Genomic DNA, 13,101 nt, shown 5'->3' on the forward strand with positions numbered 1-13,101 from the left:
TCGGGGGCGAGCGGTCAGATGACCTTGGCTTCGTTCTTCAGCTTGGCGACGAGAGCGGCCACATCGGCCACCTTCACGCCAGCGCCGCGCTTGGGCGGCTCGCTGACCTTCAGCGTCTTGATGCGCGGCGTCACGTCCACGCCCAGGTCGGCAGGCTTGACGATGTCGAGTTGCTTCTTCTTGGCCTTCATGATGTTGGGTAGCGTCACGTAACGCGGCTCGTTCAGGCGCAAGTCGGTCGTGATGACGGCCGGCAGGCTCAGCGACACGGTCTCGAGGCCGCCGTCCACTTCACGAGTAACGGACACCTTGTCGCCGGCCACCTCCACCTTGGAGGCGAACGTGCCCTGCGGCATGCCCGTCAGCGCGGCCAGCATCTGGCCGGTCTGGTTGCAATCGTCATCGATGGCCTGCTTGCCGAGGATGACCAGGCTCGGGCCTTCCTTGTCGACCAGCGCCTTCAGCAGCTTGGCGACGGCCAGTGGCTGCAGTTCGATATCGGCGGGCGTCTCAACCAGGATGGCGCGGTCCGCGCCGATGGCCATGGCAGTACGCAGGGTCTCCTGGCATTGCGTGACACCGCAGGACACGGCGATCACCTCGGTGATGACGCCCTTCTCCTTCAGGCGCACGGCCTCTTCGACGGCGATCTCGTCGAAGGGATTCATCGACATCTTCACATTGGCAATGTCGACGCCCGTGCCGTCGCTCTTGACGCGCACCTTGACGTTGTAGTCGACGACGCGTTTGACAGGAACCAAGACCTTCATCGAAAACTCCAGCTCGAATTGACGTAAACGTTAACCAGATTCTACGGGCGCTCTTCGGGAGAGCTGCGCTTAAAAAAGCACGATCGTTCGATTCTAGCCAGACGCCGGACAGCGCTGGGGGAACTCTTTTTGGGGAGGCCTCTCGAATCGCGAAGCTAGACTGCTCGCGCCCATGCAGATCGATCCCTCCCCGAGCCGAGAAATCGGCATCTTCGACTCCGGTGTCGGCGGCTTCACGGTGTTGCACGAACTGCGCCAGCTGCTGCCCGGTGTGCGCCTGCGCTACCTCGCCGATACGGCCTATGCCCCCTACGGTGCTCGCACGCCCGAAGACATCCAACAGCGCAGCTTGGTCATCGCCGAACATCTGATCGCCAGCGGCGCCGAGCTCATCGTCGTTGCCTGCAACACGGCCACGGCGCACGCCATCGAGGCGCTGCGCGCGCGTTGGCCCATCCTTCCCTTCGTGGGCACCGAGCCAGGCATCAAACCCGCGGTTGCGGCGACGCGCAATGGCCGGATCGGCCTGCTGGCCACGCCGGCCACGGCAACAAGCGCTCGGCTGCTTGCGCTGGTCGAGCGGCACGCCGGTGCGCACGAAGTCGTCGTGCAGGGCTGCCCCGGCGTCGTCGACCGCATCGAAGCTGGTGACCTCGCCAGCGCTGAGCTACGCGCCCTCGTCGAGCACTACTGCGCGCCGCTGCGCGCTGCCGGCGTGGACACGGCGCTGCTGGGGTGCACGCACTATCCGCTGATCGAGCCGCTGTGGCAGGCGGCGCTCGGTCCATCCGTCAAATTGCTACGCATCGAGACCGCCGTCGCACGACGTGCGGCCGATCTCTGGGGAGCCAGCACGGGAGAGCCGTCCCTCGCCGTCGAAACGAGTGGGAACCCCGCGGCGCTGCGCGCGTGGCTCGCGCAGGTGCTGGGCTGGAAAGACATAGCCGTGCAGGCGTGGCAGCCGGAAAGCAAAAACGGCCAGCACGCGCTGACCGTTTGAAGGCTTGGTGCCCGGGACGGGACTCGAACCCGTACTTCCGTTTCCAGAAGGCGGATTTTAAGTCCGCTGCGTCTACCGATTTCGCCACCCGGGCGGCGAGCGGAATTATCCGGGCCGCAGAAAAGATCAGGCGCTTTGCGCGTTGCCTCACGGAGTACCGTTAGATGCAGCCAACAAACCCCTGCGTGTCAGAGGCTGCGCGCAAAGTGCCAAAGAAAACGGGAGATCCGACTGATCGAATCTCCCGTGAATTGGAGCGGGTAACGAGGCTCGAACTCGTGACCTCAACCTTGGCAAGGTTGCGCTCTACCAACTGAGCTACACCCGCGCATTTCATTCAGCCTTGCAGCTGAACATCGGTGCGACCGATTTTTTGGAGCGGGTAACGAGGCTCGAACTCGTGACCTCAACCTTGGCAAGGTTGCGCTCTACCAACTGAGCTACACCCGCATGGTGCTTTTTTGGAGGCGCGATCCGGAGTCGAACCGGACTAACCGGATTTGCAATCCGGGGCATAACCGCTTTGCTATCGCGCCGCCGTAAACCCAAGCCAGAGTCGTTTGGTGCGACCCTGACGGAAAAGGGAAGCCTGGGCTTCCCTTTCGGAAAATCTTGGAGCGGGATAAGAGGCTCGAACTCTCGACCTATACCTTGGCAAGGTATCGCTCTACCAACTGAGCTAATCCCGCTTTGTTTCCTTCATTTCTCTAGTCAGTCAGCTATGCAGCTGCCTATCTAGCGAAGCTCGCATTGTAATCCAATTTTTGGTCGGATGACAAGCCAGTCGCACTCAGTGCGGCACCACCGTGCTCTTGGCCGCGGCCTCTTCCGGCTTGGCGGCCGCAACGGCCACCTCTTCGTCGGGCAACGGCGTTGGCATGGCTTCCAGGGCGACTTCGAGTACGCGTTCGATCCATCGGACCGGCACGATCTCGAGCTGGTTCTTCACGTTTTCGGGGATGTCCTGCAGGTCCTTGACGTTGTCTTCCGGAATCATCACGGTCTTGATACCACCACGGTGAGCGGCGAGCAGCTTTTCTTTCAGGCCACCGATGGCGGTGACTTCGCCGCGCAATGTGATTTCGCCAGTCATCGCGACATCGGCACGCACCGGGATGCCGGTCAGTGCAGACACGAAGGCAGTGGTCATCGCGGCACCCGCGCTCGGGCCGTCCTTGGGCGTTGCGCCGTCGGGCACGTGGACGTGCACGTCGCGCTTCTCGAAGACCTCGTCCTTGATGCCCAGGCGACGGGCGCGCGAACGCACCACCGTGCGAGCAGCCTCGACGGACTCCTTCATCACGTCACCCAGCGAACCGGTGCGGATGATGTTGCCCTTGCCGGGCATCGCGGTGGCTTCGATGGTCAGCAGATCGCCGCCCACTTCGGTCCACGCGAGACCGACCACCTGGCCGACCTGGTTCTTCTTCTCGGCACGACCGAAGTCGTACTTGCGCACACCGAGGAAGTCGTTGAGGTTGTCCTCGGTGACGGTGACCTTGCCTTCGTAGGTCTTGAGCTGGATGCCCTTGACCACCTTGCGGCAGATCTTGGACATCTCGCGTTCAAGCGAACGCACACCGGCTTCACGCGTGTAGTAGCGGATGATCCCGCGCACGGCGGACTCGGTGACATCCAGCTCCTCGTCCAGCACGCCGTTGTTCTTGCGTTGCTTGGGCAGCAGGTAGGTCTGCGCGATGTTGACCTTCTCGTCCTCGGTGTAACCCGACAGGCGGATGACTTCCATGCGGTCCAGCAGGGCCGGCGGGATGTTCATCGAGTTGGACGTGGCCACGAACATCACATCCGACAGGTCGAAATCGACCTCGATGTAGTGGTCGCCGAAGGTGTGGTTCTGCTCCGGGTCCAGGACTTCGAGCAGCGCCGATGACGGGTCACCGCGGAAGTCCATGCCCAGCTTGTCGATCTCGTCGAGCAGGAAGAGCGGGTTGCGCGTACCGACCTTGGTCAGCGACTGCAGCACCTTGCCCGGCATGGAGCCGATGTAGGTGCGGCGGTGGCCGCGGATCTCGGCTTCATCGCGCACGCCGCCCAGCGCCATGCGGATGAATTTGCGGCCGGTGGCGCGTGCCACGCTCTGGCCGAGCGAGGTTTTGCCGACGCCCGGAGGGCCGACCAGGCACAAGATGGGCGCCTTGACCTTCTCGACGCGCTGCTGCACCGCGAGATATTCAAGGATGCGGTCCTTGACCTTCTCGAGGCCGTAGTGGTCTTCGTTGAGCACGTCCTCGGCGTTCTTGAGGTCGTGCTTGATTTTGGTCTTCTTGCTCCAGGGCAGGTTGACCAGCGTGTCGATGTAGTTGCGCACCACCGTGGCTTCGGCGGACATGGGCGACATCAGCTTGAGCTTCTTCAGCTCGGCGTCGGCCTTCTTGCGCGCTTCCTTGGGCATGCGGGCCGCGAGGATCTTCTTCTCGAGCTCCTCCATGTCGGCGCCTTCTTCGCCGTCGCCGAGCTCCTTCTGGATGGCCTTGACCTGCTCGTTCAGGTAGTACTCGCGCTGGCTCTTCTCCATCTGGCGCTTGACGCGGCCACGGATGCGCTTTTCGACCTGCAGGATGTCAACCTCGTGCTCGAGCAGGTCGAGCAGCTTTTCCAGGCGCTTGGCCACTTCGGCCAGGTCCAGCACGGCCTGCTTGGCATCAAGCTTGAGCGGCAGGTGGGCGGCGATGGTGTCGGCCAGGCGACCCGGATCGTCGATGCCGCCGATGGACGTGAGGATCTCGGGCGGGATCTTCTTGTTGAGCTTGACGTACTGGTCGAACTGCTGAGTGACGGCGCGGCGCAGGGCCTCGACTTCAGGCGCATGCTCGGTCTCGGGCGGAATGGGCGTGACTTCAGCAACGAAGTGCTCACCCGGCTCGGTGATGGACAGGGTCGTAGCGCGCTGCAGGCCTTCGACCAGCACCTTCACGGTGCCATCGGGCAGCTTGAGCATCTGCAGGATGCTGGAGACGCAGCCGACCTCGAACATGTCTTCGGGCTTGGGCTCGTCCTTGCCGGCGGCCTTCTGGGCCACGAGCATGATCTGGCGGCCCGCTTCCATCGCGGCTTCCAGCGCCTTGATGGACTTGGGCCGGCCCACGAACAGCGGGATGACCATGTGCGGGAAGACGACGACATCGCGCAGCGGCAGCAGCGGCAGCGTGATGGGGTCGGCGGGGAGGATGGGATGTCCGGACATGAAGACCTCTCTTTCTCAGGTCGATGTGCGGCCTGAGGGGGCGATTGCAAGTTGAGGGCTTAGTAGGGGCTCAGGCGCTGGCCTTTTGCTCGCGGTAGACCAGCAAGGGACGTGCCGACGTGTCCTCGATGTTGTGCTCGTCGAGCACAACCTTTTCGACGCCATCGAGCGCGGGCAGGTCAAACATGGTGTCGATCAGCGACTGCTCCATGATGGAACGCAGGCCGCGGGCGCCGGTCTTGCGGGCAAGGGCCTTGCGAGCAATGGCAACAAGCGCCGGCTTGCGGATTTCGAGTTCGACACCGTCCATCTGGAACAGCTGCTGGTATTGCTTGAGCAGCGCGTTCTTGGGCTCGGTCAGGATCTGCACCAGGGCGTCTTCGGTCAGCTCGCCAAGTGTGGCGACCACGGGTAGGCGGCCGACCAGTTCGGGGATGAGGCCGAACTTGATGATGTCCTCGGGCTCGCACTCGCGGAACACCTCAGAAACACGGCGTTCGCTCTTGCTCTTCACCGTCGCGCCGAAGCCGATGCCGGACTTCTCGCTGCGGTTCTGGATGACCTTCTCCAGGCCGTCGAAAGCACCGCCGCAGATGAACAGGATGTTGGTCGTGTCGATCTGCAGGAAGTCCTGGTTCGGGTGCTTGCGGCCACCTTGCGGCGGCACCGAAGCCATCGTGCCTTCGACGAGCTTGAGCAGCGCCTGCTGCACGCCTTCGCCGGAGACGTCCCGCGTGATGGAAGGGTTATCGGCCTTGCGCGAGATCTTGTCGATCTCGTCGATGTAGACGATGCCGCGCTGCGCCCGCTCGACGTCGTAATTGCAGTTCTGCAACAGCTTCTGGATGATGTTCTCGACGTCCTCGCCGACGTAACCGGCCTCGGTCAGCGTCGTCGCATCGGCGATCACGAAGGGCACGTTCAGGAGGCGCGCCAACGTCTGCGCCAACAGCGTCTTGCCGGAGCCCGTGGGGCCGATCAGCAGGATGTTGCTCTTGGACAGCTCGACCGAATCCTTGGTCGACGCCATGTGGCGCAGGCGCTTGTAATGGTTGTAGACGGCCACGGCGAGGGTGCGCTTGGCGACGTCCTGGCCGATGACGTACTGGTCGAGGCTGGACTTGATCTCGCTCGGCACGGGCAGGTCGGACTTGCCAGCACGGGCAGCGGGGGCCGGCGCCGGGATCTCGTCACGGACGATGTCGTTGCACAGCTCGATGCATTCGTCGCAGATGAAGACCGACGGACCGGCGATCAGCTTCTTGACTTCATGCTGGCTCTTGCCACAGAACGAGCAGTACAAAACTTTTTCGCTGGAGGTGCCTTTTTTGTCGGCCATGGGTCTGCTCGGGGATGCCAGTGGACAGGCGGGTGCCTGAAATGATGATAGTCCAAACGATCTCGGGGCCCTCGTAGGGATAAGGGCCCCGATTTCACCGCGAATCCGGGGGCCAGTTACGGCCCCTCACAACTCAGGGCCGGTGTTCCAGCACCTGGTCGATCAGGCCGTAGTTCTGAGCCTCGGCAGCGGACATGAAATAGTCGCGCTCGGTGTCCGACTGGATTTTCTCCAGGGTCTGGCCGGTGCGCTCGGCCAGGATGCGATTCAAGGTGTCGCGAGTCTTCAAGATTTCACGCGCATGGATTTCAATATCCGTAGCCTGCCCCTGAGCGCCGCCCAGCGGCTGGTGAATCATCACTTTGGCATTGGGCAGGGAGAAGCGCTTGCCCTTGGCGCCGGCCGCAAGCAGGAAGGCGCCCATGCTGGCCGCCATGCCCATGCACAGCGTCGACACCTCCGGCTTGATGAAGTTCATCGTGTCGTAGATGGACATGCCGGCCGACACGCTACCGCCCGGGCTGTTGATGTAGAGCGAGATCTCCTTGTCGGGGTTTTCGCTTTCCAGGAACAGCAATTGGGCCACGACGATGTTGGCGACCGCGTCGTTGACGGGCCCTACCAGGAAGACGATGCGCTCGCGCAGCAGGCGCGAGTAGATGTCGTAGGCGCGCTCGCCGCGACCCGACGTTTCGATGACCATGGGCACGAGGCCCAGATTGCTGGTTTCGAGAGCGCTCATTCAGATCCTTGAAAACTAAACCGGTAACAGCCGTTATGGGGGCAGATTATGGCGATGCAAGTAAAAAGGCGCCGGCCTTGCGGCACGGCGCCTTCGTGAGGCCAGGACTCTTCAGTTGCCGGTGGCCATCAGCTCGTCAAAAGGCAGAGCCTTGTCGGTCACCTTGGCGGTGGAAAGGACGAAGTCGGTGACATTGTTCTCGACGACGACGGCCTCGACCTCGGCCATGCGCTCGCGGTCGCCCAGGTACCAGCGCATGACTTCGGCGGGCTTCTCGTAGCTTTGCGACAGCTCTTCGATGTGGGCTTGCAGTTGGGCAGGCTTGGCATGCAGGTTGTTGGCGCGCACCAACTCGGAAACCACCAGGCCCAGGCGCACGCGGCGCTCGGCCTGCGGCTTGAAGATGTCGGTGGGGATCTCGGCCTTGTCGGCATCCTTGACGCCGCGCTTTTTCAGGTCTTCACGGGCCTGCTCGACCATGCGCGCCGCTTCGCCCTGCACCAGGGCATTCGGCACTTCCAGCTCGGAGGCCGCGACCAAGGCGTCCATGACGGCACCCTTGTTGCGCGCCAGCACGCGGAACTTCACTTCGCGCTCGAGGTTCTTCTTGATGTCGGCACGCAGGCCTTCAACCGTCGCGTCCTTGATGCCCAGGGACTTGGCGAATGCCTCGTTCACTTCAGGCAGGTGCTGGGCTTCGATCTTCTTGACCGTGACGAGGAAGTCAGCTTCCTTGCCCGCCACGTCCTTGCCGTGATAGTCCTCGGGGAACTGCAGCGGGAAGGTCTTGCTCTCGCCCGACTTCATGCCGCGCACGGCGGCGTCGAACTGCTCCAGCATCTGGCCTTCGCCGATCAGGAACTGAAAACCCTCGGCCTTGCCGCCGGCGAAGGGCTCGCCGTCGATCTTGCCTTCGAAGTCGATGGTGACGCGGTCCCCGACCTGGGCCACGTCGGCCGCCGGGCGCTGGGCGAAGCTGCGGCGCTGCTTGCGCAGGATCTCGATGGTCTTGTCGATGGCTTCATCGGTCACGTCGCTGGTGACGCGTTCGACTTCCGCAGCCGCCAGATCACCGATCTTGACTTCAGGGTAGATCTCGAAGGTCGCGTCAAAGGCCATCTGGCCTTCAGGCGCTTCGTTCTTCTGCTCGATGCGCGGCGCGCCAGCGACGCGCAGCTGGGCCTCGTTGGCGGCGTTGTTGAAGGCGGCGCCGAGCTTGTCGTTGACGACTTCGTACTGCACCGAGTAGCCATAGCGCTGGGCGACGACGTTCATCGGCACCTTGCCGGGACGGAAGCCGTCGGCCTTGACGGTGCGGGCCAGCTTTTTCAGGCGGGCTTCGACTTCGCTGTTGATCTCAGCGGCCGCGACGTGCAAGGTGATGCGACGTTCCAGCTTTTCCAGGGTTTCGACGGTGACGGCCATGATGGACTCGGGAGAACGGTTGTTGACAGTGGTGCGCGGGGCCGGACTCGAACCGGCACGCCCGTGAAGGCGTCAGGACCTAAACCTGGTGCGTCTACCAATTTCGCCACCCGCGCAACGGGTTGGTTCTGATTGGGTTGCTCAAGAGCAACCCCGTAGGCGATTCGGCAAACCGGCGATTGTAGCGATCCTGCGTGGCTTGCCCGCCGCCCCGGTCCACGGGGCGGCAAAACCCTGACGAAAAGGCTTGCGCCTCGTCAGGCCTGGCCAGGAATTTCGCTGTCAACGAAGCGGCTGTGCAGCCGGCTGTGCTCCTCAGGGCGCATGACGCGAAAGACCACGGAATACATCGCCGGCAGCGCGAGCAGTGTCAACGCAGTTGCGACGATGAGCCCGCCCATGATGGCCACGGCCATCGGCCCCCAGAAGACGCTGCGCGACAACGGAATCATGGCCAGCACCGCCGCGGCGGCCGTCAGCACGATAGGACGGAAACGCCGCACAGCCGACTCCACGACGGCCGACCAATCCGGCACACCTCGGGCACGGTCCTGCTCGATCTGGTCGATGAGGATCACGGAATTTCTGATGATCATCCCGAACAGTGCGATCACGCCCAGCAAGGCGACAAAGCCAAACGGTCGGTTCAGCACCAACAGCGCGAACGCAACGCCGGCGATACCGAAGAAGCCCGTCAGGAATGCCAGTGCCGCGCGGACGAAGCTGTGCAGCTGGAGCATCAGCAGCGTCAGCATGATGAAGAGCGCGATCGGCACGCCCGCGCCGATTGAGCCTGTGCCCTTGCTGCTTTCCTCCACGGCCCCCGCGATCTGGATGCCGTAGCCGACCGGCATCTTCTTCTGCAGTTCGTCGAGCTGGGGCCAGACCTCCTTGGTCACCGTTGCGCCCTGCAGGCCCTCGGCGACGTCGCCCTGCACCGTGACGGCGTAGAGACGGCCCTCGCGCCACATGACGCCAGGCTCCCAGTCGAACTCGACCTTGGCGATCTGCGTCAGCGGAATGGAGCGGCCGGTGCTGGTCGGCACATAGGCGTTGGCGATGTCGGTGATGACGGCGCGCTCGTCCAGCGGTTGGCGCAGCACGATGTCGACCAGCTTGTCCGCTTCACGGTACTGGCCGATGACGCTGCCCGACAGCAGGGTGCGCGCCGACTGCGCCAGGCTCTGGCTCGTGACGCCCAGCGCCCTCGCTTTGTCCTGGTCGACCTTGAGGCGCAGCATCTTGACGTTCTCGTTCCAGTTGTCATTGACGCCGCGCATATTGGGGCTGGTGCGCAGGATGTCCTTGGCCTTGTCGGCCCAGTCGCGCACGATCTTGGGGTCGGCACCGGTCACGCGGAACTGCACCGGGTAGGGCACCGGCGGGCCATTGGGCAGCAGCTTGACGCGGCCGCGCGCCTCCGGGAACTCCTCGGCCAGCACGGCCGGCAAGCGCTTGCGCAACTCCTCGCGCGCCGTCAGGTCCTTGGGCAGCAGGATGGACTGCGTGACGTTGGCCTGCGGGAAGATCTGGTCCAGCGGCAAATAGAAGCGCGGCACACCGGAGCCGACCCAGCTCGTCACGCTGGCGATGCCTGGCTCCTTGAGCATGCGCGCCTCGAAGCGCTTGGCGAGAAGCTCCGTCTCCTGGATGGTCGAACCCTCGGGCAGCCAGAGGTCGACGAGTACCTCGGGGCGGCTCGAATCGGGGAAGAACTGCTGCTGCACCTTGCCCATGCCGAAGATGCCGAGCGCGAACACGAGCAGCGTGATGGCGATGGTCTTCCAGCGGTTCTCCACGCACCAGCGCACCACACCGCGGAAGCGGTTGTAGAAGGGCGTGTCGAAGAGCTCATGCACTTCGCCGTCCGCCGCCGGTTTGCTCTTCAGCAGCAAGGCGCCGAGATAGGGCACGAAATAGACCGAGACGACCCAGGAGATGATCAGCGACGCGGCCGTCACCGCAAAGATCGCGAAGGTGTATTCACCCACCGTCGACTTGGCCAGGCCGATAGGCAGGAAGCCCACCGCCGTGATCAGCGTGCCGGTCAGCATGGGCATGGCCGTCACGTCGTAGGCGAAAGTGGCGGCGTGCATCTTGTCGTAGCCCTCTTCGAGCTTGCGCACCATCATCTCGACGGCAATGATGGCGTCGTCCACCAGCAGGCCTAACGCGATGATCAGCGACCCGAGCGAGATCTTGTGCAGGCCGACGCCCCAATAGAACATCGTCGTAAAGGTGATGGCCAGCACCAGCGGGATGGTGATGCCCACGACCAGGCCGGGCCAGATGTCGATGCGCAGCGGTTTGGTGTGCAAGCCCAGCGAGATGAAGCTGACCGCCAGCACGATGACGACGGCCTCGATGAGCACATGCACGAATTCGCCCACCGAGGTCGTGACGGCCTTGGGCTGGTCCTGCACCTGCTCGAGCTGGATGCCCGCCGGCAGTTCGCGCTCGATGCCCTTGAGCGCGATGTTCAGCGCCTTGCCCATCGCGATGATGTCGCCCCCCTTGGCCATGGATACGCCCAGGGCCAGCACTTCCTTGCCCTGGTGGCGCACCTTGGTGGCCGGCGGGTCGACGTATTCGCGCTTGATGGTGGCAATGTCGCCCAGGCGCAGCTGGCTGGCCACGCCCGTCTGCGGGTTGATGGCGCGGATGGGCACCTCGGCCAGGGCCTGGGCCGTCGTGAACTGACCCTGCACCCGCACCTGGAAGTTGGCGCTGCCCGCGTTCAGCACACCCGCGCCCTCGACCGCGTTCTGCGTGCCGATCTGGTTGATGACCTGGCTGAAATCCAGGCCCAGCTGGGCCAGGCGCTTTTGCGAAATCTCGATGAAGACCTTCTCGGGCTGCACGCCAAAGATCTCGACTTTGGCCACGTCCTTGACCTGCAGCAGGGCCTGGCGCACGCGGTCGGCGTGCTCACGCAGCTCCTCGCGGCTGAAGCCGTCGGCCGACAGCGCATAGATGGAGCCGTAAACGTCGCCGAACTCGTCATTGAACACGGGGCCCAACACACCCGCGGGCAGCGAGCTGCGCATGTCGCCGATCTTCTTGCGCGTCTGGTACCAGAGGTCGGCGACTTCCTTGGGCGGCGTGTTGTCCTTGACCTGGAAGACCGTCAGCGACTCGCCGGGCTTGGTGTACGAGCGGATCTTGTCCGCGTGGTTCACCTCCTGCAGCGTCTTCTCGATCTTGTCGGTGACCTGGTCGGCCATCTGCTGGGCCGTGGCGCCCGGCCAGAAGGCCTGGATGACCATGGCGCGGAAGGTGAACGGCGGGTCCTCGTCCTGGCCTAGCTGGAAATAGGCCACGAAGCCCATCAGCATCAGCACCACCATCAAGTAGCGCGTCAGGGCCGGATGCTCCAGCGCCCAGCGCGAGACATTGAAGCCGCCGACGCGGAGTTCCTTGGTGATCGGGGAATTCATGTGCGCCCCGGCTCAGCGTGAGGCCGCAGGGGCTGCCGGCGCATTCACGGTGCGCGGCGGCACATAGCGCTTGACCTTCTGGCCCGGGTTCAGCACATGCACACCCGCGACGACGACCTCCTGGCCAGCCGTCAACCCGCCGGCGATGACAACATCATTGCCTTCGGCGCCCCCGATCTGCACCGCCACCGGTTTGACCGTCATCGACGCGCCATCCAGCACCCACACCGAGCTTTTGCCGCTTTGCTGCAGCACGGCCGCGAGGGGCAGCTTGATGACGCCGGCCATCTGCGGCAGCTCCAGCACGACGGTGGCGGACTGGCCCAGCCTGACGTCCAGCTTGCCGGCATCGGCCTTGATGAGGAAGGTGCGCGTGACCGGATCGGCCGCGGCAGACACCTCGCGCAGCGTCAGCGGGTAGGTCTTGTCGGCGCCCCAGAGGCGTACCTTCAGCGCACCGGCCACACCGGCGGCGGCTTTCACGCGGGCGACCTGATCCTCGGGCACTGAAAAGACGAGGTCACGCGGGCCATCCAGCGCCACGCTCACGACCGGCGTGCCGGCCGCAAGCACCTGGCCGGGCTCGGCGTTGACGCCGGTCACGACGCCGGCGCCATCGGCCGTCAGCTGGGCGTAGCCGGACTGGTTGCCCTGCACATCTGACTGGGCTTTGGCCTGTTCCAGCTGGGCCTGGGCCGCCTTGAAGGCGGAGTCGCGTCGCTCCAGTTCGGCGGCGCTGATGAAGCCCTGGCGCTGCAGGTCGACGAAGCGCTTGTAGTCGGCGCCGGCCTGATCGCGGTTGGTGCGAGCGGCCATGACGGCAGCACTCGCGGCAGCCTCAGCCAGCCTGAGGTCCTGGGCATCGATGCGGGCCAGCACCTGGCCCGGCTTGACCGTGTCGCCCAGATTCACCGCCCGGCTCAGCAGCTTGCCGCTGACACGGAAAGACAGGCGTGATTCGACTCGCGCCTTCACCTCGGCCGCATACTCATGACTGGCACTGGCCGCGCCCGCGCTGACGAGTTGTGTGCGCACCGCGCGTTCCGGCTCGGGAGCGGCGGGCTGCTTGCCACAACCTGACAACAGTGCAAAAAGCAGCGCTGCCGACAGCAGGGGCGGAGCGAGACGCAGAAGATGGGGCATGCAGACCTCGGCAGATGGAACGGCCGGCCTAAAATTTAAT

Annotated in this window: 8 protein-coding genes and 6 tRNA genes; 1 reads left to right on the top strand and 13 read right to left on the bottom strand. The window is 64.0% G+C overall.

The annotated features are described in order from the left end of the window. Nucleotides 1–14: 14 nt before the first annotated feature. Complete coding sequence (locus AC1DW0_RS12105) at nucleotides 15–770, bottom strand: electron transfer flavoprotein subunit beta/FixA family protein (protein WP_477946080.1); 756 nt, start codon at nucleotides 768–770, stop codon at nucleotides 15–17. A 172-nt stretch (nucleotides 771–942) separates the two neighbouring features. On the opposite strand from AC1DW0_RS12105, the gene murI reads away from it, so the two are divergent. Continuing rightward, the gene (murI, locus tag AC1DW0_RS12110) at nucleotides 943–1,770 is read left to right on the top strand and encodes a glutamate racemase (RefSeq protein ID WP_477946082.1); all 828 of its coding nucleotides are present in this window, start codon (nucleotides 943–945) and stop codon (nucleotides 1,768–1,770) included. A gap of 5 nt (nucleotides 1,771–1,775) precedes the next feature. On the opposite strand, the gene AC1DW0_RS12115 is transcribed toward murI, so the two are convergent. The 12 genes from AC1DW0_RS12115 to AC1DW0_RS12170 form a co-directional block, all read right to left on the bottom strand. After that, nucleotides 1,776–1,864 (bottom strand) — tRNA-Leu (locus AC1DW0_RS12115). A gap of 158 nt (nucleotides 1,865–2,022) precedes the next feature. After that, nucleotides 2,023–2,098, bottom strand: a tRNA-Gly gene (locus AC1DW0_RS12120). Nucleotides 2,099–2,144: 46 nt separating this feature from the next. Further along, nucleotides 2,145–2,220 (bottom strand) — tRNA-Gly (locus AC1DW0_RS12125). A 12-nt stretch (nucleotides 2,221–2,232) separates the two neighbouring features. Continuing rightward, nucleotides 2,233–2,306 (bottom strand) — tRNA-Cys (locus tag AC1DW0_RS12130). A 77-nt stretch (nucleotides 2,307–2,383) separates the two neighbouring features. Further along, nucleotides 2,384–2,459: transfer RNA gene (locus AC1DW0_RS12135), tRNA-Gly, on the bottom strand. Between the two features lie 101 nt (nucleotides 2,460–2,560). Beyond that, nucleotides 2,561–4,975 carry an endopeptidase La gene (gene lon / locus AC1DW0_RS12140; RefSeq protein WP_056198238.1) on the bottom strand — a complete coding sequence of 805 codons (2,415 nt, stop codon included), beginning with the start codon at nucleotides 4,973–4,975 and terminating at the stop codon, nucleotides 2,561–2,563. A 70-nt stretch (nucleotides 4,976–5,045) separates the two neighbouring features. Then, entirely contained in the window at nucleotides 5,046–6,314 is a 1,269-nt protein-coding gene (gene clpX / locus AC1DW0_RS12145) for an ATP-dependent Clp protease ATP-binding subunit ClpX (RefSeq protein WP_056198240.1), read from the bottom strand. Nucleotides 6,315–6,447: 133 nt separating this feature from the next. Continuing rightward, the gene (clpP, locus tag AC1DW0_RS12150; protein WP_056198242.1) at nucleotides 6,448–7,056 is read right to left on the bottom strand and encodes an ATP-dependent Clp endopeptidase proteolytic subunit ClpP; all 609 of its coding nucleotides are present in this window, start codon (nucleotides 7,054–7,056) and stop codon (nucleotides 6,448–6,450) included. Between the two features lie 111 nt (nucleotides 7,057–7,167). Next, nucleotides 7,168–8,481 (bottom strand): trigger factor, encoded by a 1,314-nt coding sequence (gene tig / locus AC1DW0_RS12155; RefSeq protein ID WP_056198245.1) that lies wholly within the window; start codon nucleotides 8,479–8,481, stop codon nucleotides 7,168–7,170. Nucleotides 8,482–8,510: 29 nt separating this feature from the next. Continuing rightward, nucleotides 8,511–8,597: transfer RNA gene (locus AC1DW0_RS12160), tRNA-Leu, on the bottom strand. Between the two features lie 141 nt (nucleotides 8,598–8,738). Further along, the gene (locus tag AC1DW0_RS12165; RefSeq protein WP_477946086.1) at nucleotides 8,739–11,918 is read right to left on the bottom strand and encodes an efflux RND transporter permease subunit; all 3,180 of its coding nucleotides are present in this window, start codon (nucleotides 11,916–11,918) and stop codon (nucleotides 8,739–8,741) included. A 12-nt stretch (nucleotides 11,919–11,930) separates the two neighbouring features. Next, nucleotides 11,931–13,061, bottom strand: coding sequence for an efflux RND transporter periplasmic adaptor subunit (locus tag AC1DW0_RS12170; protein WP_056198252.1), 1,131 nt, complete (start codon nucleotides 13,059–13,061; stop codon nucleotides 11,931–11,933). Between the last annotated feature and the right edge of the window lie 40 nt (nucleotides 13,062–13,101).

Source organism: Roseateles sp. P4_D2 (assembly GCF_056401875.1).

Bases quoted from the DNA above. Each gene is read 5' to 3' on its own strand.
- AC1DW0_RS12105 (WP_477946080.1), bottom strand. From the start codon at position 770: ATGAAGGTCTTGGTTCCTGTCAAACGCGTCGTCGACTACAACGTCAAG.
- murI (WP_477946082.1), top strand. From the start codon at position 943: ATGCAGATCGATCCCTCCCCGAGCCGAGAAATCGGCATCTTCGACTCC.
- lon (WP_056198238.1), bottom strand. From the start codon at position 4,975: ATGTCCGGACATCCCATCCTCCCCGCCGACCCCATCACGCTGCCGCTG.
- clpX (WP_056198240.1), bottom strand. From the start codon at position 6,314: ATGGCCGACAAAAAAGGCACCTCCAGCGAAAAAGTTTTGTACTGCTCG.
- clpP (WP_056198242.1), bottom strand. From the start codon at position 7,056: ATGAGCGCTCTCGAAACCAGCAATCTGGGCCTCGTGCCCATGGTCATC.
- tig (WP_056198245.1), bottom strand. From the start codon at position 8,481: ATGGCCGTCACCGTCGAAACCCTGGAAAAGCTGGAACGTCGCATCACC.
- AC1DW0_RS12165 (WP_477946086.1), bottom strand. From the start codon at position 11,918: ATGAATTCCCCGATCACCAAGGAACTCCGCGTCGGCGGCTTCAATGTC.
- AC1DW0_RS12170 (WP_056198252.1), bottom strand. From the start codon at position 13,061: ATGCCCCATCTTCTGCGTCTCGCTCCGCCCCTGCTGTCGGCAGCGCTG.